This window comes from Bradyrhizobium sp. (genome assembly GCF_016213215.1).
GTDB lineage: Bacteria > Pseudomonadota > Alphaproteobacteria > Rhizobiales > Xanthobacteraceae > Bradyrhizobium.
The window spans coordinates 1-21,923 of record NZ_JACRAW010000039.1 but is presented as its reverse complement, the minus strand read 5'-3'; the positions used below and the strand labels follow the sequence as shown (position 1 = coordinate 21,923).

General features: G+C 64.4%; 27 protein-coding genes and 1 pseudogene. 12 read left to right on the top strand and 16 right to left on the bottom strand.

Going from position 1 to position 21,923, the window contains the following annotated elements; all coding sequences use genetic code 11:
* On the top strand, window positions 1-412 hold a 412-nt coding region (locus tag HY852_RS08155), incomplete at its 5' end, for a FixG Ig-like domain-containing protein (RefSeq protein ID WP_291603927.1).
* Between the two features lie 19 nt (window positions 413-431).
* Window positions 432-914: a DUF6789 family protein gene (locus HY852_RS08150; protein ID WP_291603926.1), complete on the top strand. Its 483-nt coding sequence runs from the start codon at window positions 432-434 to the stop codon at window positions 912-914.
* A gap of 29 nt (window positions 915-943) precedes the next feature.
* On the opposite strand, the gene HY852_RS08145 is transcribed toward HY852_RS08150, so the two are convergent.
* Entirely contained in the window at window positions 944-1,651 is a 708-nt protein-coding gene (locus tag HY852_RS08145) for a sulfite exporter TauE/SafE family protein (RefSeq protein WP_291603925.1), read from the bottom strand.
* A gap of 288 nt (window positions 1,652-1,939) precedes the next feature.
* Between HY852_RS08145 and HY852_RS08140 the strand changes: the two genes are divergently transcribed.
* Window positions 1,940-3,139 (top strand): GNAT family N-acetyltransferase, encoded by a 1,200-nt coding sequence (locus HY852_RS08140; RefSeq protein ID WP_291603924.1) that lies wholly within the window; start codon window positions 1,940-1,942, stop codon window positions 3,137-3,139.
* A gap of 8 nt (window positions 3,140-3,147) precedes the next feature.
* Here HY852_RS08140 and HY852_RS08135 read toward each other — a convergent pair whose 3' ends face one another.
* On the bottom strand, window positions 3,148-3,813 hold the full coding sequence (locus HY852_RS08135) for a DsbA family oxidoreductase (protein WP_291603923.1): 666 nt from the start codon (window positions 3,811-3,813) through the stop codon (window positions 3,148-3,150).
* A 58-nt stretch (window positions 3,814-3,871) separates the two neighbouring features.
* A complete protein-coding gene (locus HY852_RS08130; protein ID WP_291603922.1) occupies window positions 3,872-4,693 on the bottom strand; it encodes a helix-turn-helix transcriptional regulator in 822 nt (273 codons plus the stop codon).
* A gap of 100 nt (window positions 4,694-4,793) precedes the next feature.
* Between HY852_RS08130 and HY852_RS08125 the strand changes: the two genes are divergently transcribed.
* Window positions 4,794-5,006 (top strand): hypothetical protein, encoded by a 213-nt coding sequence (locus tag HY852_RS08125; RefSeq protein ID WP_291603921.1) that lies wholly within the window; start codon window positions 4,794-4,796, stop codon window positions 5,004-5,006.
* Window positions 5,007-5,034: 28 nt separating this feature from the next.
* A complete protein-coding gene (locus HY852_RS08120) occupies window positions 5,035-5,433 on the top strand; it encodes a hypothetical protein (RefSeq protein ID WP_291603920.1) in 399 nt (132 codons plus the stop codon).
* Between the two features lie 171 nt (window positions 5,434-5,604).
* Here the strand turns inward: HY852_RS08120 and HY852_RS08115 are convergent, their stop codons facing one another.
* Window positions 5,605-6,201: an SET domain-containing protein gene (locus HY852_RS08115; protein ID WP_291603919.1), complete on the bottom strand. Its 597-nt coding sequence runs from the start codon at window positions 6,199-6,201 to the stop codon at window positions 5,605-5,607.
* 239 nt (window positions 6,202-6,440) lie between these two features.
* Between HY852_RS08115 and HY852_RS08110 the strand changes: the two genes are divergently transcribed.
* A complete protein-coding gene (locus HY852_RS08110) occupies window positions 6,441-7,001 on the top strand; it encodes a hypothetical protein (protein ID WP_291603917.1) in 561 nt (186 codons plus the stop codon).
* On the opposite strand, the gene HY852_RS08105 is transcribed toward HY852_RS08110, so the two are convergent.
* Entirely contained in the window at window positions 6,998-7,732 is a 735-nt protein-coding gene (locus HY852_RS08105) for a WHG domain-containing protein (RefSeq protein WP_291603916.1), read from the bottom strand. The genes HY852_RS08110 and HY852_RS08105 overlap by 4 nt on opposite strands.
* A 312-nt stretch (window positions 7,733-8,044) precedes the next feature.
* Here HY852_RS08105 and HY852_RS08100 point away from each other — a divergent pair, with 312 nt between their 5' ends.
* Both HY852_RS08100 and HY852_RS08095 read left to right on the top strand, forming a co-directional pair.
* The gene (locus HY852_RS08100; protein ID WP_291603915.1) at window positions 8,045-8,596 is read left to right on the top strand and encodes a septation protein IspZ; all 552 of its coding nucleotides are present in this window, start codon (window positions 8,045-8,047) and stop codon (window positions 8,594-8,596) included.
* A gap of 114 nt (window positions 8,597-8,710) precedes the next feature.
* A complete protein-coding gene (locus HY852_RS08095; protein WP_291603914.1) occupies window positions 8,711-9,007 on the top strand; it encodes a hypothetical protein in 297 nt (98 codons plus the stop codon).
* A gap of 148 nt (window positions 9,008-9,155) precedes the next feature.
* On the opposite strand, the gene HY852_RS08090 is transcribed toward HY852_RS08095, so the two are convergent.
* Window positions 9,156-10,823 carry a fumarate hydratase gene (locus tag HY852_RS08090; protein ID WP_291603913.1) on the bottom strand — a complete coding sequence of 556 codons (1,668 nt, stop codon included), beginning with the start codon at window positions 10,821-10,823 and terminating at the stop codon, window positions 9,156-9,158.
* 183 nt (window positions 10,824-11,006) lie between these two features.
* Here HY852_RS08090 and HY852_RS08085 point away from each other — a divergent pair, with 183 nt between their 5' ends.
* The 4 genes from HY852_RS08085 (at window position 11,007) to HY852_RS08070 (ending at window position 12,749) form a co-directional block, all read left to right on the top strand.
* Window positions 11,007-11,501 (top strand): hypothetical protein, encoded by a 495-nt coding sequence (locus HY852_RS08085; protein WP_291603912.1) that lies wholly within the window; start codon window positions 11,007-11,009, stop codon window positions 11,499-11,501.
* Window positions 11,502-11,635: 134 nt separating this feature from the next.
* Window positions 11,636-11,806, top strand: a complete 171-nt coding sequence (locus HY852_RS08080) for a hypothetical protein (RefSeq protein WP_291603911.1) — start codon at window positions 11,636-11,638, stop codon at window positions 11,804-11,806.
* 95 nt (window positions 11,807-11,901) lie between these two features.
* Window positions 11,902-12,381: a hypothetical protein gene (locus HY852_RS08075; protein ID WP_291603910.1), complete on the top strand. Its 480-nt coding sequence runs from the start codon at window positions 11,902-11,904 to the stop codon at window positions 12,379-12,381.
* A gap of 197 nt (window positions 12,382-12,578) precedes the next feature.
* On the top strand, window positions 12,579-12,749 hold the full coding sequence (locus HY852_RS08070; RefSeq protein WP_291603909.1) for a hypothetical protein: 171 nt from the start codon (window positions 12,579-12,581) through the stop codon (window positions 12,747-12,749).
* Between the two features lie 140 nt (window positions 12,750-12,889).
* Here HY852_RS08070 and HY852_RS08065 read toward each other — a convergent pair whose 3' ends face one another.
* From HY852_RS08065 to flgB, 10 genes and pseudogenes are all read right to left on the bottom strand, one after another.
* Entirely contained in the window at window positions 12,890-13,597 is a 708-nt protein-coding gene (locus HY852_RS08065; RefSeq protein WP_291603908.1) for a glutathione S-transferase, read from the bottom strand.
* Between the two features lie 182 nt (window positions 13,598-13,779).
* Window positions 13,780-14,466 (bottom strand): lectin, encoded by a 687-nt coding sequence (locus HY852_RS08060; RefSeq protein ID WP_291603907.1) that lies wholly within the window; start codon window positions 14,464-14,466, stop codon window positions 13,780-13,782.
* A gap of 171 nt (window positions 14,467-14,637) precedes the next feature.
* Window positions 14,638-15,607 (bottom strand): annotated as a pseudogene (locus HY852_RS08055) (Tim44-like domain-containing protein).
* Window positions 15,608-15,726: 119 nt separating this feature from the next.
* Complete coding sequence (gene cckA, locus HY852_RS08050; protein WP_291603905.1) at window positions 15,727-18,285, bottom strand: cell cycle histidine kinase CckA; 2,559 nt, start codon at window positions 18,283-18,285, stop codon at window positions 15,727-15,729.
* A 143-nt stretch (window positions 18,286-18,428) separates the two neighbouring features.
* Entirely contained in the window at window positions 18,429-19,505 is a 1,077-nt protein-coding gene (flhB, locus tag HY852_RS08045; RefSeq protein WP_291603904.1) for a flagellar biosynthesis protein FlhB, read from the bottom strand.
* Window positions 19,506-19,514: 9 nt separating this feature from the next.
* Window positions 19,515-20,285, bottom strand: coding sequence for a flagellar biosynthetic protein FliR (gene fliR, locus HY852_RS08040; protein ID WP_291603903.1), 771 nt, complete (start codon window positions 20,283-20,285; stop codon window positions 19,515-19,517).
* A 16-nt stretch (window positions 20,286-20,301) separates the two neighbouring features.
* On the bottom strand, window positions 20,302-20,565 hold the full coding sequence (gene fliQ, locus HY852_RS08035) for a flagellar biosynthesis protein FliQ (protein WP_291603901.1): 264 nt from the start codon (window positions 20,563-20,565) through the stop codon (window positions 20,302-20,304).
* 156 nt (window positions 20,566-20,721) lie between these two features.
* Entirely contained in the window at window positions 20,722-21,030 is a 309-nt protein-coding gene (gene fliE / locus HY852_RS08030; protein WP_291603899.1) for a flagellar hook-basal body complex protein FliE, read from the bottom strand.
* 17 nt (window positions 21,031-21,047) lie between these two features.
* On the bottom strand, window positions 21,048-21,473 hold the full coding sequence (gene flgC, locus HY852_RS08025; RefSeq protein WP_291603898.1) for a flagellar basal body rod protein FlgC: 426 nt from the start codon (window positions 21,471-21,473) through the stop codon (window positions 21,048-21,050).
* 25 nt (window positions 21,474-21,498) lie between these two features.
* A complete protein-coding gene (gene flgB / locus HY852_RS08020; protein ID WP_291603897.1) occupies window positions 21,499-21,900 on the bottom strand; it encodes a flagellar basal body rod protein FlgB in 402 nt (133 codons plus the stop codon).
* Window positions 21,901-21,923: the final 23 nt, after the last annotated feature.

Sequence of the window (21,923 nt, the reverse complement as noted above, 5' to 3'; positions counted from 1 at the left end):
CGCGATCGCCATCGTCGGCGGCATCATGCTCTACGCCCTGCTCACGAGAAGCACGATGAGCGTCAACGTCCTGCACGAGCGCAATCCGCTGTTCGTGCAGCTCGCCGACGGCGGGGTACGCAACGACTACACGGTCCGCATTCTCAACAAGGGCGGCGCCCGGTCGTTTGCGCTCGAGACTTCCGGCGTTCCCGGCGCGCTCCTGCACATCGCCGGCGTCGAGCCCAGCGCCGGCGGCCGCCTCATCGTCGACGTCGGGCAGGACCAGACCCGCGAATTGCGGGCCTCGGTGCAGGTCCCGGGCAACAGGGTGCCGCCGGGCGCGGTCGACATCGAGATCAAGGCCACCGAAACTGCGACCGGCCAGACCGCCACCGCGCGCGACCACTTCGTGCCGGGCAGCCAGCGATGACGGCCGCAGTCCGCCGGCAATGTATCTGAAAATGGCGGACAGGCTCTGGAAAAGCCTGGCCGCCGGCCTGTGCGGCAGCATTGCGCACAGCATCCTGATGTTCCTGAAGAGCTGGATGAATTGGCTGCCGGAGTTTCATCCCTACCAGGATTTGCAGGAAGGACTGAGCACGCTTATCGGCAGCTCCGTGCATCCTGCGATCCCCTGGGCGCTGTCTTTCTTCAATGGTGCCGTCGTGCTCGGACTTTTCTACGGCCACACCTATCGTTGGCTTCCGGGCCGCAGCGGCTTGGCCAAAGGCTTCGTCTTTGGCCTGCTGGGCTGGATCGCCATGGGCGTCATCTTTTTCCCCGCGCTCGGGCGGGGATTCTTTGCGCTCAAGGCAGGGCTTGGACTATCTCCTGCTCTCTTTTCCCTGGCCATGTTGCTGACCTACAGCATCATCATGGGAATGGCTTACGCCCTCATAAATCCGGGGACGCCGACCAATAAACCGGGCTAACAGTACAGACGGATGTTCGGCCGCAAACGCTAGCCGACCCTGCACCATTCGGGGAACGCCTCCGCCGGAAGGGTGCTGACGACCCCCAGCAGGATGATGGCAACGCCGAGGGCCTTCTGCAGCCACGGCTCCTGCCAGCGCGAGCGAAGCCATGGCAGGCCGACCCCGGCGGCCATCACTGGCGGCAAGGTGCCGAGCCCGAAACCCAGCATCACCTGCGCGCCGTTGAGCCACGAGCCGGAGAGCATGGCGTAGAACAAGGCGGCATAGACCATCGCGCAGGGGAAGCAGCCCCAGATCGAGCCGGCGAGCAAGAACCCCGCCGATGAATGGGATTTCAAGAACCCCGAGAGCGAGCTTAGGCGGTGGTTCACAGCCGAAGCGACACGAAGCAGCGGCGCCGGCAGCGGCACGAGGCCGATCATCGACATGCCGATCCATCCGAGCGATACCGCGGCGGCCCACCGCAGCACCACATGAGCGAGCGATCGGTCGAGCACGCCGAAGATGACGGTTCCCAGCCCGCCGACGGCGGCTCCCGCCAGGATATAGCTCGTGATCCGGCCCGTATTGATCAGGATGTTGGTCTTGTGCAGGCTCCACGTCGGCCTTTCCGATTGCGGCGCCGCCAGGCACAGGCTGGCCGCGATCGCCGAGCACATGCCGAGGCAATGGAGGCTCGACGCGACGCCCATCAACAGGCCGGCGATCAGGAGAGGCTGATTGAAGTCGAACAAGGACGAACGCTCCGCGGATGCTGCTCGCATAGCCCGGCTCACCTCGGGGTACCTTGCGCTGCCTCAAAGCCGGAGGTTCCCGGTACCGGTCCCCTCGCCTTCCAGCCACCCGCGGCCTCGTTGTCACGATTACGCCTCCGGCGGCTCATGGCCAATGACGGGTTAACATTACCGTTCAAATTGAGCGGCCAGACCAACCCTATCTTCCAATCTTTCGGCTAAGCATTTCCGTCAGCGCGAGAAGCGGCCGAAAGCGCCGCCTCCTCGGCGCCTTCCGGGGAACGGGACGTGGTCGAGATTGCTGATACCGCGGCAGGCCGTCATGCATCGCGACGCGATGGCGCCTCGGCGCGCGCGCGATCTGCCGAACAACGTCGCGATGCCCCCTGCCCACTCACGCAGGTCGACCCGCGACAATGGCAGGATCTGAGCGAACGCGCGATCGAGCCCAACGGCTATTATCTGCCCGACTGGAAGCTTTCGGTCAGCGCGTCCGCGCGAGGCCGTACCGGGGCGATGGCGCTCTGTGCCTTCGCCGATGCGCCGCCGAGCCGCCTGATCGGCCTCATGCCTGTCGTCTCGCTGTGGCGGGCGTGGAGAATTCCTTTGCCGGCGCTGGTCAGCGCACATCCCTACGGCACGCTGTGCAGCCCCCTGCTAGATCGCGATGCCGCTGTTGATGCCGCGGCACGCTTGCTGATGCAGGCTCGAAACGCCGGTGCCCATGCGCTGGTCCTGCGCGATGTTGCGCTCGATGGCCCTGCCATGAATGCTCTCGTGGAAGCCATGCGGCGCGATGGGCTTGCCCCGCGCGTGCTGCAGTCCTACGCCCGCGCCTCTCTCGATGCGACGCAGTCGGCCGATCAGCTCCTGCGCGACGCGCTTGGCGGCAAAAAGCTCAAGGAACTGCGCCGACAGCGCAACCGCCTCGCCGAGCACGGCATCGTCTCGTTCGACGTGGCGCGCACACGCGAGGAGGTGGAAGCGGCGCTGGAGACGTTTCTCCAGCTCGAAGCCAGCGGCTGGAAGGGAAAACGCGGCACGGCGCTGGTTCAGAATGACGGCGATGCCACCTTCATTCGCCGCGCCGCGCCCGCGCTGGCCGAGACCGGCCAATGCGAAATCATCACGCTGCGCGCCGGACAGACACAGGTCACATCAGGCATCGTGCTGCGCCATCAGGACCGCGCGTTCTTCTTCAAGCTCGGCATCGACGAGCGCTTTGCGAAATATTCCCCCGGCGTGCAGCTCACGCTGGAGCTGACGCACCATCTGTGCGCCGATCCGGCCATCGCCAGCGCCGATTCGACCGCGAGCGCGGACCATCCCATGATCAACCCGATCTGGCGCGGTCGATTCGCCATCGGCGACGTACTCGTTCCCCTGCGGCGGAACGATCCGATGGTGGCCCTCATTCACGCCATGCTGGTTGCGCGCGGCTCGCTTCGCGAATTCGCCCGTCGCGCGCTACGCCTGATCCGCAAATAACGACCCGCCTACTCCGCCGCTTCCGCGTTGATCTCGGCCGACACCTGGCGGATGGCACGGGCGAGCAGCTGGGGGTCCTGCGCGCCTGACACGGCGTATTTCTGTGCGAACACATAGGTCGGCACGCCGGAGATCCCCTTCTCCGCCGCCTCCTGCGCCTGCGAAGACACCACAGCGACGTCGTCATCGGTGGCAAGGCGCCGGCGCACGTCATCGGCATCGAGCCCGACATCGGCCGCCGCCTGCACCAGCACGTTCACGTCGGTGAGATCGCCGCCGTCGCGGAAATAGAGCTCCATCAGACGCTGCTTGATTTCGGCGGCCTTGCCTTGCGCCTCCGCCCAGTGGATCAGCCGGTGGCAATCGATGGTGTTCGGCTGGCGCTTCACGAGATCCGGCCGATACAGCAGCCCCTCTTCGCCCGCCGCGTCGACAACGCGCGAAGCGATGCTCTTGTAGGCGTCGACCGAGCCGAACTTCGCGGTGAGATACTCGTCGCGGCCGATGCCCTCACGCGGCACCCAGGGATTTAGGAAGAACGGCCGAAAACGCAGCTCCACCGGCACGTCCGGCACCAGCGCCAGCGCATTCTCGATCCGGCGCTTGCCGATATAGCACCACGGGCACACCACGTCGGAGACGACATCGATCCGCAGCGGCTTCAATGGGCTCATGGGCGCCTCCTTCGGCTCGTCAATATCGTCAGAAGATAGGTCGAACCGGCCTGGAGCGCTAGGTGAGGCTTGCCGCCATCTGGCGCAACCGCTCGGCAGTGAGGTCGTCGGCCGGGAAGAAGGTCTCCAGCGCCAGTTCCGACAGCGTGACGTCGACGGGCGTTCCGAACACCATGGTCGTCGAGAAGAAGCTGAGCACTTCCCCGTTGTGCCGCATCTTGAACGGGATCGCGACATTGTCCGGCAGCAGCGGGCCCGAACGCGCCGGGATCGGATAGCTCTTCAGGTCCTGATAGAGCTTGATCAGCTCCGGATCGGCCGTCGCCTCGCATTGGCGATGCAGCCGCTCCAGCAGATGCCCGCACCATTCGGCGAGATTGACGGTGCGCGCGGCGAGCGCCTCGGGATGAAAGGCAAGGCGGAGAATGTTCAAAGGCTGGCCCAGCAGCCACTGAGGAATGCCGTCGAGCAGCGGCGCCACCATGCGATTGGCGGAGATCAGATTCCAGTGGCGGTCGTAGGCCAGCGCCGGATTGGGCTCGTGGGCCTTGAGAACGAGGTCGATCGCCTGGCGCGCCGATTTCAAGGCCGGATCCTCCAGCGGACGCTGCGGAAACGCCGGCGCATAACCGGCGGCGACCAGAAGCACGTTGCGCTCGCGCAATGGCACATCCAGCCGCTCCGCGAGCCTCAAGACCATCTCGCGCGACGGCGCGGCGCGCCCGGTCTCGACGAAGCTCAGGTGCCGCGCCGAGATCTCAGCGTCGACCGCAAGGTCGAGCTGGCTCAGGCGCCGGCGCTGCCGCCATTCACGCAGGTGATCGCCGATATGGAGCGGCTGGACGCGTTCGGCTCGCGCCATGGAAGCAGGTGCGTTCATGGTGAAAACCTAGCACGCGGGTTTCACCCCTTCCATTACCTCGGACGTAATCGATTTGCGAAGTGCAACGGGTCATCTTCCTGAACGACTGGAGATGACCATGATCGCGCTTGTTGTGTTCCGCATTCTCGCTCCGTGGCTCTTGAAGCTTGCCACCCGCCTCCTGGCCCGCAGCCTCAACTTGCCGGAACCGCAGCTGAACACCACCGGAACGTTCGTGGTCACCCGGAGGCAGGCGGTCGAGCAGAGCATCATCAGCAAATTCTACCCGTTCCGCCTCGCGCGTCGCCTGCGCGCCTTCCGGCGCAAATAACCCGCAACCTCAAACCAGGAGAACTGCCATGATCCATTCGTCCCTGTTTCTGCGCCGCGCGCTTGTTGCCGATGCGATCTTCAGCGGGGTGGCGGCTCTGGGCCTGACCTTTGGCGCCACCGCCTTTGCATCCCTCTTGAACCTGCCCGAGGCGCTCTTGCGCGAGAGCGGCCTGTTCCTGATCGCCTACACCGGCCTGGTCGCCTGGCTCGGCAGTCGGACCGTGGTGCCCCGCGCGCTCGTCATTCTCGTCGTGATCGGCAATGCGGCCTGGACCGTCGCCAGCATCGCCTTGTTGTTCTCGGGGGCCGTGACGCCAAATCTTCTCGGCGCACTCGTCGTCGCGGCCCAGGCGATCGCAACCGGCGTGTTTGCCGAATTGCAATATGTCGGGTTGCGCAAGAGCAGCACCCAGGCGGCTGCGTGAGAGACACTCTCGAGTGGTGACAGCACATGACCTCAGGTGTCATCGCCCGGCTCCGGCCGGGCGATCCATTACAGCGCAGCGCGCGTTGGAGCGCTCCGGCGATCGTCACAGGTCACCGATGCCCGCCTTCGGAGCATGACGGCAGCGGGAGTATCGAGCTGCGGAACTTCCTCAGGCGGATGTTCGGACGCGGCCGTGGGGCACACTGTGGATGTGCACGCCGTGGAAATGCACTCCGTTGAGCTTCTTCGTTTTGCTTGCCGGCGTGGCGCCCTTTCCGGCCTTTTTCTTTGCCTTCTTCTCCGCACGCGCCTTCAGCTGCGCCCGGTCCGCTTTGGCCTCGGCGCGCTGCTTCTTGCGCTTGCGCTCGCAGGAGTCGCACTTGCAGCCGATCGGCTTCAGATAGGCTTTGAAATAGTCCGTGCCGTAGTCGTAATTGATCTCCTCGCCGGGCTCGATGTTCTTAATGGCGCGGATATAGACCTTGCGCTCGCGCGGGCGGACGTCGGATTCGGCATTCGGCCGGCAGGAATGATTGATGTAGCGGGCGACGTTCTTGCGCACAGAACCGTCGATGGTCCAGCGCCCGTTCAGCTCGAACAGGTACTTGTTCTCGATCGCGTCATCTTCCTTCTTCCGGCAGTCCAGGAGAGGCCCGAAATAGCGGATGATCCGGGTACCCTTCTTGATCGGCTTGGTGGCAAAGAGGCCAAGTCCGGTGCGGGAACGGCCGACGCGGTAGGGTTTATTCGACGAAATGACAGCCATGACCGGAAGAAAACGACAGACGTGAACCAAATCCCGAACGAACGGGCGAAGGCGCTCTTCTAGAACGATTCCGCTTGGATGTCAGGCCTTTCGCGCCGTCCCGCTGAACCGTCCCCAATTTGTACACGTCAAAGCCCTGCGAGTTCCCTGGTAAAGGAAACGAGATGCCGCGTGCTTCAGCCCCTGCAAGCAGATCGACCAGTGCCAGCATTGCCGTCGCATGGGCGTGCGCGCTGCTTATGCCCTTTCCATCTGCAGCCGGAGAGACAATCACCAGCAGCTACACCTCCACCGCGCCGAAGGATTGCCGCGTCAAGAGCGCCAGGAACGGCGTCGACGACAGCGCGACGAGGGTTTGTCCGGGCAAAGGAGGCCTCGTCGTGCTGGTGAGCGAGGACGACTTGCGCGAAACCGTCTCGGTCGGCCGCACCGAGACTGCTGCGGCCAGGGAGCCGGCCGCGAAGCAGTCGTTCGGCCCCTTCAACTCGACCACCACAACCGTCGAATGGCGTGCCGTCGACGGCAAACCGTTTGCGATCATCCAACGCTGGCACATTGCTGACAATGCGGACGAGGACAAGAGCGGCCGCCCGACCGCCAAGCCGATGCTGGCCGTCACGCGCCTGCCGCCGGGTCCGGTCTGTCACGTCGCCTATGTCGACGTTCAGGCCAATCCGAGCGCCAACGAGCTCGCGCGGAAAGCGGCCGACGAGCTCGCGCGCGAGTTCAAATGCGGCAAGGACGAGGTGAGGATCGTGGGCGCAACCGGCCGCGCGGTCGAGCTCGCGAAAATGCGCTAGCCCGACGGGTAAGCCGGCGGTCTGGCCAGGGTGGTCTTGAGCATCCCCTCCAGCAATACTTCGGCCGTTGTCCCTTCCGGCAGCCGATTCAGGATGTCCTTGATCCGGCCGTCCAACAGCAGCGTGGTGAAGCCGTGAAGCAGCGACCAGGCGCGCGCGATCGCGGCGGCGTGGTCCAGCGACAATGCTTCGGCCCCGGTGTGCTCCTGCCCTCGCATCGCGCCGACGGCATTGGCGAGGCCTGCGAAGCACGTTTCAGCCGCCTCGTGCAGCGTGGGCCGCGAATAGTCCAGACGCTCGGAGCGAAACATCAGCCCGTACATGCCCGGATGTGCCTGCGCGTAAGCGACGTAGGCCTTGGGCCGCGCCAGAAGCCCTTCCAAGGGCGACGCGGCCGTATTGGAAGCTGCGGCCATCGCGGCATTGAACTGGCGAAAGCCGATCGCGGCGAGTTCGCTGAGAAGCCCGGTGAGATCGCCGAAATGATGGGTCGGTGCCGCGTGCGACACGCCGGCTTCACGCGCCACCGCGCGCAACGTCAGGCCCGCCAGCCCGTCCCGCTCGAGCACGCGTTCGGCGGCCTGCAGCAGGGCTTCGCGCAGCGCACCGTGATGATAGGGCGCGTCAGTTTTTCCTCCGCCCGCATCCCGGCGCGCCCGGCCGGGCCTGCCGGATAGCGATGGTGCCTTGGCGGCGGCGCGTGGGCGCCGGCCTCGATCCGTCTTCCGCATGACGCCTTATGTATGCCTCAATTTTGACAGTGTAAAGATGCTGCTTGACGCGGATGGCGGCGGCGAAGCCGCGAACCTGAAAATCCACCTGTTTGCGATTGCGCCACGATTGGCTGGGCTCATTCGCGTCGCGAAGGCCCTGGAACGATAGCGGAGAGCCGGGGCGCCCGTCTCAACATCCGCTCACATTGTGTTGACGCTGTAAAGATGATCCCGGCGCGACAAAATGATATCCTGCCTGTTGCAGGATCAGGTAATGAGAGGCTTCGGCGAATGCTAAAGCCTTGGATGCAGTAGAAACAGGGACAGGGGATGAAGGACGTATTCGCAAGGCTTGCCTCCGATCTCCTTTCCGCCATCCTCTTCCTCGTCATCTATCTCCTGACCGACAACGTCGTGCTGGCGACGTCGATCGCGGTGGCCGCCGCCATCGTCCAGGTGACCTACGCGCGCATCAAGGGCAAGACGCTGAACTTCATGACCTATGCCAGCCTTGCGCTGGTGGTCGTGCTTGGCCTCGTCACGCTGCTGACGAATGACCCGCGTTTCATGCTGGCAAAGCCTTCGATCGCGCATTTCGGGATCGGCGCGATCATGCTCAAGCGCGGCTGGATGATGCGCTATGTGCCGCCAAGCGTCGCCGAGACCATCCCCGAACACGTTACCGCCGTTGGCTATCTCTGGGCGGCGCTGATGTTCGCGATCGCCGTCGGCATGATCGCGGTCGCCGCGACCGGCGATCTCAAGCTATGGGCGTTCTATATCACGGTCGTGGCCGGGGGCGCGAAGATCCTGGCCTTTGCCGTGCAGTACATTATCTTTCGCATCGTGATCGCCAGCCGCGTTCGCGCAGCCCGCGCCTAACTGCCGCGGCACCGCAGAGATCGTTGGGCTTGCGCGCGGAGTTGGGCTATAGGCTCGCGCCAGCCTGAATGCATACCATCGAGGGTTTGCCAGGACTTCTTGGAGAGAGGAAAAATGGCCGTAGACGGAAACTGGAATCTGACCATGACGACGCCGATGGGCGACCGCCAGTCAACACTGAGCCTGAAAAGCTCGGGCGGCACGCTGACGGGCACGCATGGCGCCGAGGGCAGCACCGAAGAGATCTTCGACGGTACCGTGAGCGGCGATGACGTCGCCTGGAAAGTCTCGATCACCAACCCGATGCCGCTGACGCTTTCGTTCAGCGGCAAGGTGGACGGCGACAGCATCAACGGCGAGATGGGCATCGGCCCGATGGGCAGCTTCCCCTTCACCGGCACGCGGGCGTAAGGCTAGTTTATTCCCCCTCTCCCCGCTTGCGGGAAGAGGTTGGGTGAGGGGGACTCTCCACAGGAGCGCTCGCGGAGAGTCCCCCTCACCCGAAATCCGCACTTCGCGCGAGTTTTCGACCTCTCCCCGCAAGCGGGGCGAGGTAATTTCACCCCAGGTTTAGCTCCTTGAAGAAGTCGTTGCCCTTGTCATCGATGATGATGAAGGCTGGGAAATCGACGACCTCGATGCGCCAGATCGCTTCCATGCCGAGCTCGGGATATTCCAGCACCTCGACCTTCTTGATGCAGTGCTCGGCAAGGTTCGCCGCCGCGCCGCCGATCGAGCCGAGATAGAAGCCGCCATATTTCTTGCAGGCCTCGCGCACCGCCGGCGCGCGATTGCCCTTGGCCACCATGACCATCGAGCCGCCGGCGGCCTGGAACTGGTCGACGAAGGAATCCATCCGCCCCGCCGTGGTCGGGCCGAACGCGCCGGAGGCATAGCCATCGGGCGTCTTGGCGGGACCGGCGTAGTAGACCGGATGGTTCTTGAAATACTCCGGCAGCGGCTCGCCCTTCTCCAGGCGTTCGCGCAGCTTGGCGTGCGCGGAGTCGCGCGCCACGATCATGGTGCCGGTCATCGAGACGCGCGTCTTGATCGGGCACTTCGACAGCGTCGCCAGGATCTGCTTCATCGGCTGGTTGAGATCGATCTTGACGACCTCCCCGTCCAGCGACTGCTCGACCGCCGGCAAGTATTGCGCGGGATTGTGCTCGAGCTCCTCGAGATAGAGGCCGTCCTTTGTGATCTTGCCGAGCACCTGGCGGTCGGCCGAGCAGGACACCCCCAGCCCGATGGGCAGCGAAGCGCCGTGGCGCGGCATCCGGATCACGCGCACGTCGTGGCAGAAATACTTGCCGCCGAACTGCGCGCCGACGCCGAGCGACTGCGTCATCTTGTGGATTTCCTGCTCCATCTCGACATCGCGGAAGGCGTTGCCGTCGGCCGAGCCGTGGGTCGGCAAGGCATCGAGATAACGCGCGGAGGCCAGCTTCACCGCCTTCAGGCACAGTTCGGCCGAGGTGCCGCCGATCACGATCGCGAGGTGATAGGGCGGACACGCGGCGGTGCCGAGCGTGAGCACCTTTTCCTTCAGGAACGCGAGCAGCCGGTCCCTGGTCAGCACCGAAGGCGTCGCCTGGAACAGGAAGGTCTTGTTGGCGGAGCCGCCGCCCTTGGCCATGAACATGAACTTGTAGGCGGCCGCAGAATCCCCTTGGCCCTCGGCGTAGATCTCGCACTGGGCCGGCATGTTGTTGGCGGTGTTCTTCTCTTCATACATCGACAAGGGAGCGACCTGCGAATAGCGCAGGTTGCGGCGCAGGTAGGCGTCGCGCGCGCCTTCCGACAGCGCCGCCTCGTCGCTGCCGTCGGTGATGACGCTGCAGCCCTTCTTGCCCATGATGATCGCGGTGCCGGTGTCCTGGCACATCGGCAGGATGCCGCCGGCGGCGATATTGGCGTTCTTCAGGAAATCGAGGGCGACGAACTTGTCGTTCGGGCTCGCCTCGGGATCGTCGAGGATGGCGCGGAGCTGCTTCAGGTGGCCGGGACGGAGATAATGGTTGATCTCGCCGAAGGCGGCCTCCGACAGCGCCCGCAGCGCCTCGCGCGAGACCACCAGCATGTCCTTGCCCAACGCCTTCTCGACCCGCACGCCCTCGGTCGAGATCTTCTTGTAAGGCGTCGTGTCCGCGCCCAGCGGAAACAGCGGCGTGTGCTTGTAGGGCGGAACTGGCTTCGTCTGGTCGGGAATTGCGGTCGGGGCGTTCATGGATGGCTCGTGGGTTGGGGCGGCGCCGGTAAAAGCGCCAAAGATTGAACCCTTCTAAGCACTTTTCGCACAAAGGGAAGGTTTTCGGACGCCCTGGTGCCATCGGAACAACGAATGACTGTCGCCCCCGCGATCAAGGCAGACACCGTAGCGGTCCCTCCCCGATCCGCCCGCCGCTGGCTCATGCGCATCGTCCTCTTCATCCTGGCGGCGCTGGAGGCATTCGATGGGCTGTCGAACATATCGACGCTGTTCGGGATACCTGGGCCGATCGGTATACCGACGCTGTTCGGCGACATGTCGAGATTGCCCAAGCCCTTTCCTGGCCAATTCCTGGTCGAGGCTCACATCGCCACACATCCCGTTTTGGCGCTGGCAGCAATCCTGTTCGCCGCGACGGGGAAGGTGCGCGGCGCCATTGTCGCACTCGGCTCCATTGTTGTGATCAGGTGGGTCAGCTACTTGCCGGAGGCTGTCCTGTACGTCACTGCTATTACGGCCCCCCGCGAAGTGGTTACACTGATCGGTTTCGTCCTGTCTCTGCTGCTGGCCGCCTGCGCCATTGCCTGCGCCCTGCGCAATCAACGTCTCGGCCTCGCCACATTGCTCCTCAGCGTCGCGGTCCTGTTCAATCTGTTTGTTGTAGTCCAATCCGCGAACGCGGAGCCCGGGTGCTGACGGTCAGACCATCTCATCTGCGCGCCGACACCCTCGAGGCAAGCGTGCCTTGGAGCGCCGAGGTTTGAACCCTTCCAGGCACTTCTTGCACAAAGGGATGGTTTTCGGACGCCTTGCTGGCATTGGAACAGCGAATGAACATTGCCCCCGCGATCACGCCAGATACCGTGTCCGTCCCAGCCCGACCGACCTGCGCCGCGCATAATGAGCGTCTTGGCCTTGCCACCCTGCTCCTCAGCATCCCCGTGTTGTTCAATCTGTTTATCGTGATCCTGACCGCGGGTGCGCGGGCGTCCGGTTGCTGAAGGCCGGATCATCGCATCTGCGCGCAAGTATTGACGTGGTACCTTGAAGCTTGCATGAATCATCGTTCGCAGGTTTGCTTGCCGCAGGGGCTCTGATGAAAAGGATACCGGTATCAAGAGTTCGTGCCGCGGCGCTCGCCGCCATTTTGGCACTTTCTGCCGGCCTTACCGCCTCCCCCGCCCGCGCCGATCAGTGCGAGGACATCGCCAGGCAGCTGGCGAGCGGGATCGAGGGGCTGAAGCTCAACTTCAAGGCCGGCAATATCATCTATCTCACCCACCCGGCGGCAAAGGAGTTGTCGCTCGGCTGCCGGGGCAAGAACTATTCCAACGAACTCTATGCCAAGGGCGACCGCAAGCCGAAGCCGGAATTCTACAAGCTGGTCGGATCGGCCGCGGCGATCATCTTCACGGTGCCGAAGGACGACACCACGACGGGCGCGACGCGCTGCCTTTCGCGCATGGGCCTGTTGCGCGGCGACAAGGTCAACATGCGCTACCGCAGGCTGAACCTCGAGTGCACGCGCACCAAGACCGAAGCCGCGATTGCCATCACGCGCGGCAGGGACGAATAATTCGGACCCAAGGCGTCGGACCCAAGGCGTCCGACAAAGGCGTCCGACAAGGCCCGGTATCAGCCTGCAGGCATGTAAGCTCGCCGTTCACCATGCGGGCCGGCTCGCGCGCAATCGCTTGCATTTTAACGACCGGATACACGAGTCCTTCGCGTCTTCGGGGTGATCCTCGCACGTCGAAACTCGAGGATTGCACCATGAGCGTTTCGAGTGTTGCGCCGCCGCCGGTCGTGGTCGTCGTTCCGACGTACGACAACAAGCCGCAGGACAGCCAGACGCAGCAGAAGGATTCCCAGGCCACGTATCAGCCGCCGCCGCCGGCGCCGCTGCCGCCGGGACAGGGCACGCGGATTGATCAGCTCGCGTAAGACAACTCCCGCGGTCTGCCGTATTCAACGGCGGCCGAGACGACAAACGCCCCGCATTGCGGGGCGTTTGGCTTTTGATGGCCTGTTTGAGCAGCGGCTCACGGTGCTGGCGAGCCACTGCGGCGACCGATCAGCAACCGTTACGAATCCAGCTCCTTGTAGTGGCGGAAGATGCCCTGGTCGTTGAACGGAATGCGGCGGTCGCTTTCAAGGTAGGCCTTGATGTTGGGCCGCGCGGCGATGCGGCCGTGCAGCTCGACCAGGCGCGGCACCTCCCCTTCGAACGCCTTCATGCGTTTGGGAAAAGCATAACGCAGGCCTTCCACGATCTGGAACAGCGACAGATCGACGTAGGTGAGCCTTCGCCCGGTGACGTAGGCGCCGCCGCTGTTCTCGACGAGCTGCTCGAAATACCCGAGATATCTCGGGACACGTTCTTTCCAGAATTCGTCCGTGCGCCGCCTGGCGGGCGCCCGCTGGTCCTCGTAATAGAGCGTGGGGCCGAGCGGGTGGTGGGTATCGTGAATCTCGTCGACCAGATCGGCGACCGTCAGCTGCAATTGGTGCACCCACATTCTGCCGCCTTCCGCCTTCGGCGCGAGTCCGTGGCGAGAGCCGAGATGGAGCAGGATGTTGGCGGTCTGGCCGATGACGAGCTTGCCGGCTTTCAGAAAAGGCGGCGCAAAGGGCGGCGTGCCGCCCCGCGCCACCATCATCTTCATCATCTCGCTCATGCCGCGTTTGCTGCGCGCCACGTCGACGTAGTCGGCACCGGCCTCTTCCAGCGCGAGGCGAACGAATTCGCCCCGGCCCTGAATCTCCGGCCAGTAGTAGAGCTCGTATTTCATGACAAACCCGCGCTTTGGCTGAAAGCGTAGCAGATGACCGCAGGCTCGTCATTTCCGGGGTGCCGTCATTGCGAGCGCAACCGAACATCCAGAAAATGCCAAGCAAGAAACATTCTGGGTTGCTTCGTCGCTTCGCTCCTCGCAACGACGAGCGGTCCGGCTGTTAAACCCAATGACTGACGTCAGTTCACCGCGAAGCAGTATAGCAGCCCGTCGCCGCCGGTGCTCTTGAGGTCGGCCTGCGAGCAGCCGCCATCCGGACCGCGCGAGGGGTGCGCCGCATTCCACGACTTCACATTCGGGACGTTGGCCGGCCCATTGACGTCGGAATGGCCGACCATCGCCGCGCCTTGCGTGCTCGACGTCCAGTTCTTGCAGGTGCGGTCGTCGGGGCCGCTGAATGCAGTCCCGTCCGACTGCGATCCGGTGAGAACGTCGTGCCGGTTGGGCTTGTCCCCATATCCACCCACCGTTTCCCCTTTCTCAGTCAGCGCGGTTTCCTTGTTGATATTGCCCGCGCTGTGCAGTTCGGTGACATCCTTGGCAATGACCACGCCTTTGACGTTCTGCCACGGTCCCTTGCCGATACGGTCGCGTGCATTCACGGCCGGCCGCCCGTCGGCCGCTTGCGTGGAAAGATAGGCGTGCCAGGTCTTGCCGCTGCTGCCGGCCGCTTCCGCGAGGCTCTGGCATTGTCTGTCGGCACCGGCGAGCCCGCCGAGGTCGGCGCCCTTGCCCGGCCCGTTCGAAGTCACGAAGAAGGTCATGGCCGCCGACTGCGCCCCCGCCGGCTCGCTTGCGAACAGCGCAACCGCGCCCAGAGTCAGGGCGAAAGTCGCGGATAACATGAACTTGGTGAGACTGACCATCGAATCCTCCGTTCTTTCCTTCAGCGGCCGTGCCCAGCCGCCTGACAACAACCCGTCGCGCGGATCATTATTCCGTCCGCGCTATCCCGTCGGCACGCATCAGCCATAGCAAAAACAAAGGGCGCCGCGGTGGTACCCGCGGCGCCCTGTCAATCGTTCGATTGCAGTCGATCAGCTGGTCTGCTGGATGGCCGACAGCTCCCAATCAGCGCCACGACGGCGGGCGAAGGTCCACACTTCGGTGGCCTCGGTCGGCTGTTCGCTGCCGCCGACGAGCTGGCCGCTGGTGCGGTCGGTGGTCTTGTCGACCAGCGAGAAGCGCATCGCCACCGTCGCATAATCGGTCTCGCCTTCGCGCCAGGATTCCGCAAGGTCGCCCTGCAGCAGCTTTACGTCCGAGACCTTGTTCACCGCATTGCGTGCGCGGTTCTCGGCGAGGTCCTTCTCGAAGTAGGAGACCATCTCCGGGGTGGCGAGGGTATGCAGCTTGGCGACGTCCTCGTTGGACCACGCGGCCTGGGTGTCGCCCAGCAGCCGCTCGAAGGCTTCATAGTCGGCCGGCTGGATCTCGAGCGGGGCGCTGTTCGCGCCGAAGCCCAAGCCAGAAAGCCCGGTGCGATAGTTCGCCTGCGGTTGCGGCGCGGGGCTGCCGCTGGCATAGGCCGGCGCGTTGCGCCGCTGCCACCAGGACATCGCCAGACGCACCAGGAGCACCACCAGTCCGATCTGCAGGAGCAGTCCGAGGATGGACGACAGGCCGCCTAACCCGGAGAACAGCCCGCCGCCGAACAACAGGCCGAGCAGGCCGGCGCCGAGGAAGCCGGCCGCGAGGCCGCCCAGGAAGCCGCCGCGGTTGAAGAAACCGCCGCCCGTCGGCGCGGCGCGGTTGATCCCGGGCTGGTTAACCCCGGGCTGGCTGTAGGTGCGGTTGAACTGCGAGGGAGCGCCCGGCGCGGTCGACGTGCTCGGCGGCGCCGAGAAGGTGCGCGAGCCGCGCGAGCCCGAGCTGCTGCCGCCGCCGACACGGGCGTCGGCGGAGGAGGCCACAATCGCGGTCGGCAGCGCCAGCGCCAGAACGACAGCGATTGTCTTGACGATACCGCGCGTACGTTGCGTAGAATTCATGTTCCTTGTCCCAAATCCCCGGTAGGGGGAAGCGTCCTTAAGATGGGCAGCGCGGCCCAAAAGGGAAGCCAGTTTCGGAACCGCCGGATGCGGCCCTCAGTCGCGGGGGTGCGTCATTGCCGCATTTGCAAGAGCCTATTGCGGCACCATCGTCTCCTTCACCGCCGCAACGAGCTGGCTGAGCGTGAAGGGCTTCGGCAGGAAGGCGAACTGCTGGTTCTTGGGCAGGCTCTTTTCGAACGCGTCTTCCGCGTAGCCGGAGACAAAGATGATCCTGATGTCGGGATTGCGCTCGCGCATCGCCTTGAGCAGCGTCGGCCCGTCCATCTCCGGCATCACCACGTCCGAGACGACGAGATCGACCGCACCGCCCTGCTCTTCCAGCGCTTCCAGCGCCTCGACCCCGTTCGACGCCTCGACCACGTTGTAGCCGCGCGAGCGCAGGCCGCGCGCGTTCAGCGAACGCAGGCCCTCTTCGTCCTCGACGAGAAGAATGGTGCCCTGGCCGGTGAGATCGGTGCGCGGCTTGGCTTCGGTCGCGGGTTCCCTGGCGGCGCTGCCCGCCGGCGCCTCGCCGGCCGGTTCCTGTTCGGGACGATGCCGCGGCAGGAAGATATGGAACGACGTGCCCTTGCCCGGCTCGGAATCGACATAGATGAAGCCGCCGGTCTGCTTGACGATGCCGTAGACGGTGGACAGTCCGAGTCCGGTGCCCTTGCCGACCTCCTTGGTGGAGAAGAATGGTTCGAAGATCTTCTCGCGGATCTCGGCGGGAATTCCGGTCCCGGTGTCGGCAACCTCGATCCGCACGTAATCGGCCGCCGGCATTCCCTTGTGGGCCAGCTTGGCCGAGTCTTCGGCGGTCACGTTGGCGGTGCGGATGATCAGCTTGCCGCCATCGGGCATGGCATCGCGGGCATTCACCGCCAGATTGACGATCACCTGCTCGAACTGCGAGACGTCGACCTTGACCGGCCACAGGTCGCGGCCGTGGACGAGATCGAGCTTGACCTTCTCGCCGATCAGCCGCCGCAGCAGCATGGTGAGGTCTGACAGGGCATCGCCGAGGTCGAGCACCTGCGGACGCAGGGTCTGGCGGCGCGAGAACGCGAGCAGCTGCCGCACCAGCGTCGCGGCGCGCGTGGCGTTCTGCTTGATCTGCATGATGTCCTGGAACGACGGATCGGTTGGCTTGTGCGCGTTCAACAGGAAGTCGTTCGCCATCATGATGGCGGACAGGACGTTGTTGAAATCGTGCGCGATGCCGCCCGCGAGCTGGCCGACCATCTCCATCTTCTGCGACTGGTTGATCTGGTTCTCCAGCGCGCGCCGTTCAGTGGTCTCGAGCAAGTAGACGATGGCCGCTTCCGTATCGCGCTCGTTTTCCTCCACGGGGGTGACGAAGAACTGGCCCCAGCGCTCCCTGGCGCCCTCCAGCATGGCCTCGACCGGCGCGATGTCGGCCTGCCCCTCGGCGGCCTGGTTGATCGCCGCAACGAGCCGATCGCGGTCGCGGGCATTGACGGAGCCGAAGATCGACCTGGCCGCCGGACCGCCGAGACTGAGGCTCTGCGAGAGCTTGGCAAAGCGCGCATTGGCGCGCACCACGGAGCCGGCACGGTCCACGGTCGCGATCGCCATCGGGGTATGGTCGAAGAAGCGCATGAAGCGCACTTCGGCAGCACGCTCGGGATCGATGCGCTCGTCTCGGGCGCGGCTGATCACCAGCGTGCGCGATGGGCCCGGCACGCCGTCGGCGCCGAAGGCGAGCTTGTGATAGAGGCGCACCGGCATGGTCTTGCCGGTCCGCATGCGCAGGTCGATGTCGAAGACTTCGGTCTTGACCTCGCCGGGCACCGCCACGATCGAGGTGAGCAGCGAAGCGCCGTCGCCGGAAACGATGTCGGTCAGCTTCAATCCGCCCGAGCCGATCTCGGCGAGATCGTAGTCGAGCCAGTTGGCGAGCGTGGCATTGACATAGACGAGTTCGCCGGCCGGGTTGACCGAAAAGAAGCCGCACGGCGCATGATCGAGGTATTCGATCGCATGCTGCAGCTCCTGGAACACGTCCTCCTGGCGCTCGCGGTCCCGCGTGATGTCGGCGATCGACCATACCGCGTATTTCTGTTCGCGCTTGCCGGTGCCGAGCGGCCGCACCCGCATGCGCAGCCAGCGGCCCTGCCCGCCGCTCTGGCCCGCGATGCGCACTTCCTCCTGCTGCCGCTTGCCTTCGCGCGAGCCTTTCAGCAGCCGGAACACGGCTTCCGATACGTCGGGATTGCCGATGAACACCCGCTCGACCGGACGCACGTCCTGCGGGCCGGTCGCGCCGGTGAGCGCCAGGTAGGCCGCGTTGGAATAGACCACATGGCCGCGCGAATCGGTCACCGCGAGACCGTCGAAGGAGTGATCGGCGATGCGGCCTATCACCGGATCGTCGGCAGTACGATTGGCGAAGCGGATGATGCCGGCGGCGAATGCGAACAGGCTGAACAGGCCGATCATCGCCAGGACAGCGAGAAGGCCGAGAATATAGGGCTGGGCCTGCGCCCGCCCCAGCGCCATCAGCCCGACGGCGGCGCCGACGAGCGCCGCCGCCACCAGGAGTACCAGGACAATGCTGCCCGAACGCTGCGGCGGCTCGTGCGCCGCGGCGGGCTCCCGTGACAGGTCGTGGTCGGTTTCGGTGGTCATCTAAAGCGGCGCGGCCATTCGGCAGGAATATGACGCGCTGTGCTGCGCGCGGGTTCCTCCTGCCTGAATCGGGCCCGCGGGCGCAAGTCGATACCGCAAGCAGATCTCCGATTTACGGCCATTTCCAGTAGTTTTCCGCCTCACTAGTTGTGCCGACCGGCAAATCCGCGCTTGAGCTTCATGACATAGCCGATCACCTCGGCCACGGCATGATAATGCTCGACCGGAATCTCCTCGTCGACCTCGACGGTGGCATAGAGGGCCCGCGCCAGCGGCACGTTCTCGACGATCGGGATGTCGTGCTCGCGCGCGACCTCCCGGATCTTGAACGCCAGGCTGTCGACACCCTTGGCGACGCAGACCGGCGCCGACATGCCCCGTTCATAGGTCAGCGCGATCGAATAGTGGGTCGGGTTGGTGATGATCACGGACGCCTTGGGAACCGCCGCCATCATGCGCTTCTTGGCGCGCATTTGGCGCAACTGGCGGATGCGGGCCTTGATGTGCGGATCGCCTTCGGACTGCTTGAACTCCTCCTTCATCTCCTGGAGCGACATCTTCTGCCGCTCGAACCACTGCCGGTACTGGAACAGGTAGTCGGCAATCGCGATGACGGCGAGCGCGGCCACCGCCGCACCCAACAGATGAACGGTCAGGCTCGTCGTGGCGCCGAGCATGGCGGAGACGTCGATCCGCACCAGGGACTCCAGTCGGTGGCGCTCCGGCCACAGGATCATCGTCATCACGGCGCCGATCGCGACGAGCTTCAGGAGCCCCTTGAGGAAGTTGGCTGCCGCCTGCTTGCCGAACAGACGCTTGGCGCCGGCAGCCGGCGAGATCTTGCTGAGCTTGGGCTTCAGGGACTCGCCCGACCACACCAGCCGGTGCTGAATCATGTTGCCGGCGATCGCCGCCAGCGCCAGCAGCAGCAGCGGCACGCCGATCGCGGCGATCACGACCAGCTCCAAATGTTGCGTCAGCCTGAGCAGGCTGGCCCCATCGGTCCTGATCATCCAGGAATTGGCGATGAGATTGCGCAGCGGCGCAAGCATGCCGGTGCCGATCGAACCCGAGAAGGTCGATATGATCAGCGTGGCGCCCGCGATCACGAACCAGGTGTTGATTTCCTGACTTTTGGCGACATCCCCACGCTCCAGCGCATCATCAAGACGCTTTTGCGTGGGGTCTTCTGTTTTACTTTCGGGATCGTCGTCGGCCATTTCATGCCCTCATTTCAGCGGCATCATCTGGTGCATGACGCCGACGAAGTAATCGAGGAAGGTTCCCATCATCGCCACGATGACCACGGCGAGGATCAGGAAGCCGACAAAGATCGACAGCGGCACACCGACGAAATAGACCTGCATCTGCGGCATCAGCCGGGCCAGCACGCCAAGGCCGATATTGAAGACGAGGCCGAACACCAGGAACGGCCCGGACAGCTGCAGCCCGATGCGGAAAGCGGCTGCGAAGGCGCGCGTGGCGAGCGAGGCGACGTCGCCGCTCGCAACCGTCTCGCCCGGCGCGAAGATCGCATAGCTGTCGTTGAGCGCCGCGATCACCAGATGATGGCTGTCGGTTGCGAACAGCAGCGTAACGCCCAGCATGGTGAGGAAGTTGCCGATCAGGACGCCCTGCTGCCCCTGCGTCGGATCGACCGAGGTAACGAAACCGAGCCCCATCTGCTGGGCGATTACCGATCCAGCAACCTGCAGCGCCGACAGCGTCACACGGGCGGTAGCCCCCAACACGATCCCGATGGCGATCTCGTGCAGCATCAGCACGATCAGCGCGGCGATCGAGCCCATGTCGACGTGGTAGGCGTTGCGATGGAGCGGCAGGATGATCAGCGTGAGCAGGAGCGCGATCGAAAGCTTGATGCGCACCGGAATATTGAGTTCGCCCAAACCCGGCAGCAGCATCACCATCGCGCCCACCCTGGCGAAGGCGAGCATGAAGGCCGCCGCGAGCGCCGGCAGCAGCGAAATGTCGATGCGCATAATTACGCATCATGCCTCAGCCGCCGATGATTCGCGACGATATACGCATCATGTGACCGTGGAGGGAATCGGCCATGAAGGGCAGCGCCAGCAGCATGGTGACGAAGATCGCAATGATCTTCGGCACGAAGATCAGGGTCTGCTCCTGGATTTGCGTCAGCGCCTGGAACAGCGACACCACGACGCCGACCACCAGGCCGACCACCATCAGGGGCGACGATACGACGACGATCGTCCAGATCGCATCGCGCGCCACGTCGAGGGTTTCCGGTCCGGTCATTTCGCACTTCCTTTTGTTTTCGTGTCCCTTCACCCTCATTGCGAGGAGCGAAGCGACGAAGCAAACCAGACTACTTCTGCAGCAGCACTCTGGATTGCTTCGCTTCGCTCGCAATGACGGCATTGCTCGCGTTGGCGCGAAGCGAGAACACGGAAATCAGATCTGCATCTTCATGATGTCTTCGTAGGACTGGATGACGCGGTCGCGCACCGACACCAGCGTCGAGACCGCGACGTCGGTTTCGGCAACCGCGGTGACCACGTCCATCACGTTGGCCTTGCCGCTCGCCATCGCGGCCGTCTGGGAATCGGACTTGCGTCCGGCCTCCGCGACGCTGCCGAGCGCATCCTTGAGCACCGAGCTGAAGGAAGGCCCGCCCCCCTCGGAGCCCTTGCCGGCGCCGCCGGTATCGAGGATGCGGGCGAGATTGGCATAGGCGTTGGCGGCAACTGTCGGTGAAGCCATGGCTTAAGGTTCCCTGTTCAGGCCTTGAGAATGTCGAGCGTGCGCTGGATCATCCGGCGCGTCGCGCTGATGATGTTGAGATTGGCCTCGTATGAACGCTGCGCGTCGCGCATGTCGGTCATCTCGACCACTGAATTGACGTTCGGGTATTTGACATTGCCGCTGGCATCGGCCGCCGGATTGTTCGGCTCGTATCTGACCTTGAAGGCGGATTGGTCGGTCTTGACCTTGCCGAGCGTGACGACCTTCGCGTCGAGCGTACGGTCGAGCGCCGAGGAGAAGGTCGGCACCTTGCGGCGGTAGGGATCGCCGCCCGCGGTCTGGGCGGTGGAGTCCGCATTGGCGATGTTTTCCGAAATGACCCGGATACGGCCGGCCTGCGCGCGCAGGCCTGACGTCGCGATGCTCATGGAGCGGAGAAAATCGTTGCCGTCGTTCGCCATGATGGCCTCCCGCTAGTGCCAGAACTCAAGCCTTGCCGACCGCGACCTTCAGAAGATGCAGGCTCTTGCTGTAGAGCGAGGTAACCGCCGCGTAGTCCATCTGGTTGGCGGCAGCCTTCATCATCTCCTCCTCCAGGCTGACGGCGTTTCCCGCAGGACGCGTCTGGAAGCCCGTCCGCCGGTTCTGGTCGAAATTTTGCCCGCCGGAAGTGGTGATGTGGCCGGTGCTGGTGAGCTTCATTGGCAGAGCCCCCATCTGGTCCGCGGCCTGTCCGCTGCGGTCGAATTTCGGCTCGACCAGATCGCGCGGCTTGAAGTTCGGCGTGTCGGAATTGGAAACGTTTTCGGAAAGGACGCGCTGGCGCTCCTGGTGCCACTGCATCTTGGTGCGCAGCGCCGACAGGATCGGGAGATCGTTGATGGACATTGCGCCTCTCTTCCGCCCCGGTT

Bases quoted from the DNA above. Each gene is read 5' to 3' on its own strand.
- HY852_RS08130 (WP_291603922.1), bottom strand. From the start codon at position 4,693: ATGAACGCACCTGCTTCCATGGCGCGAGCCGAACGCGTCCAGCCGCTC.
- HY852_RS08120 (WP_291603920.1), top strand. From the start codon at position 5,035: ATGATCCATTCGTCCCTGTTTCTGCGCCGCGCGCTTGTTGCCGATGCG.
- flgC (WP_291603898.1), bottom strand. From the start codon at position 21,473: ATGGCGAACGACGGCAACGATTTTCTCCGCTCCATGAGCATCGCGACG.
- HY852_RS08085 (WP_291603912.1), top strand. From the start codon at position 11,007: ATGCGCATCGTCCTCTTCATCCTGGCGGCGCTGGAGGCATTCGATGGG.
- HY852_RS08075 (WP_291603910.1), top strand. From the start codon at position 11,902: ATGAAAAGGATACCGGTATCAAGAGTTCGTGCCGCGGCGCTCGCCGCC.
- HY852_RS08115 (WP_291603919.1), bottom strand. From the start codon at position 6,201: ATGGCTGTCATTTCGTCGAATAAACCCTACCGCGTCGGCCGTTCCCGC.
- HY852_RS08135 (WP_291603923.1), bottom strand. From the start codon at position 3,813: ATGAGCCCATTGAAGCCGCTGCGGATCGATGTCGTCTCCGACGTGGTG.
- cckA (WP_291603905.1), bottom strand. From the start codon at position 18,285: ATGACCACCGAAACCGACCACGACCTGTCACGGGAGCCCGCCGCGGCG.
- HY852_RS08090 (WP_291603913.1), bottom strand. From the start codon at position 10,823: ATGAACGCCCCGACCGCAATTCCCGACCAGACGAAGCCAGTTCCGCCC.
- HY852_RS08095 (WP_291603914.1), top strand. From the start codon at position 8,711: ATGGCCGTAGACGGAAACTGGAATCTGACCATGACGACGCCGATGGGC.
- HY852_RS08110 (WP_291603917.1), top strand. From the start codon at position 6,441: ATGCCCTTTCCATCTGCAGCCGGAGAGACAATCACCAGCAGCTACACC.
- fliR (WP_291603903.1), bottom strand. From the start codon at position 20,285: ATGCGCATCGACATTTCGCTGCTGCCGGCGCTCGCGGCGGCCTTCATG.
- HY852_RS08150 (WP_291603926.1), top strand. From the start codon at position 432: ATGTATCTGAAAATGGCGGACAGGCTCTGGAAAAGCCTGGCCGCCGGC.
- fliQ (WP_291603901.1), bottom strand. From the start codon at position 20,565: ATGACCGGACCGGAAACCCTCGACGTGGCGCGCGATGCGATCTGGACG.
- HY852_RS08125 (WP_291603921.1), top strand. From the start codon at position 4,794: ATGATCGCGCTTGTTGTGTTCCGCATTCTCGCTCCGTGGCTCTTGAAG.
- HY852_RS08105 (WP_291603916.1), bottom strand. From the start codon at position 7,732: ATGCGGAAGACGGATCGAGGCCGGCGCCCACGCGCCGCCGCCAAGGCA.
- flgB (WP_291603897.1), bottom strand. From the start codon at position 21,900: ATGTCCATCAACGATCTCCCGATCCTGTCGGCGCTGCGCACCAAGATG.
- flhB (WP_291603904.1), bottom strand. From the start codon at position 19,505: ATGGCCGACGACGATCCCGAAAGTAAAACAGAAGACCCCACGCAAAAG.
- HY852_RS08100 (WP_291603915.1), top strand. From the start codon at position 8,045: ATGAAGGACGTATTCGCAAGGCTTGCCTCCGATCTCCTTTCCGCCATC.
- HY852_RS08080 (WP_291603911.1), top strand. From the start codon at position 11,636: ATGAACATTGCCCCCGCGATCACGCCAGATACCGTGTCCGTCCCAGCC.
- HY852_RS08060 (WP_291603907.1), bottom strand. From the start codon at position 14,466: ATGGTCAGTCTCACCAAGTTCATGTTATCCGCGACTTTCGCCCTGACT.
- fliE (WP_291603899.1), bottom strand. From the start codon at position 21,030: ATGGCTTCACCGACAGTTGCCGCCAACGCCTATGCCAATCTCGCCCGC.
- HY852_RS08070 (WP_291603909.1), top strand. From the start codon at position 12,579: ATGAGCGTTTCGAGTGTTGCGCCGCCGCCGGTCGTGGTCGTCGTTCCG.
- HY852_RS08065 (WP_291603908.1), bottom strand. From the start codon at position 13,597: ATGAAATACGAGCTCTACTACTGGCCGGAGATTCAGGGCCGGGGCGAA.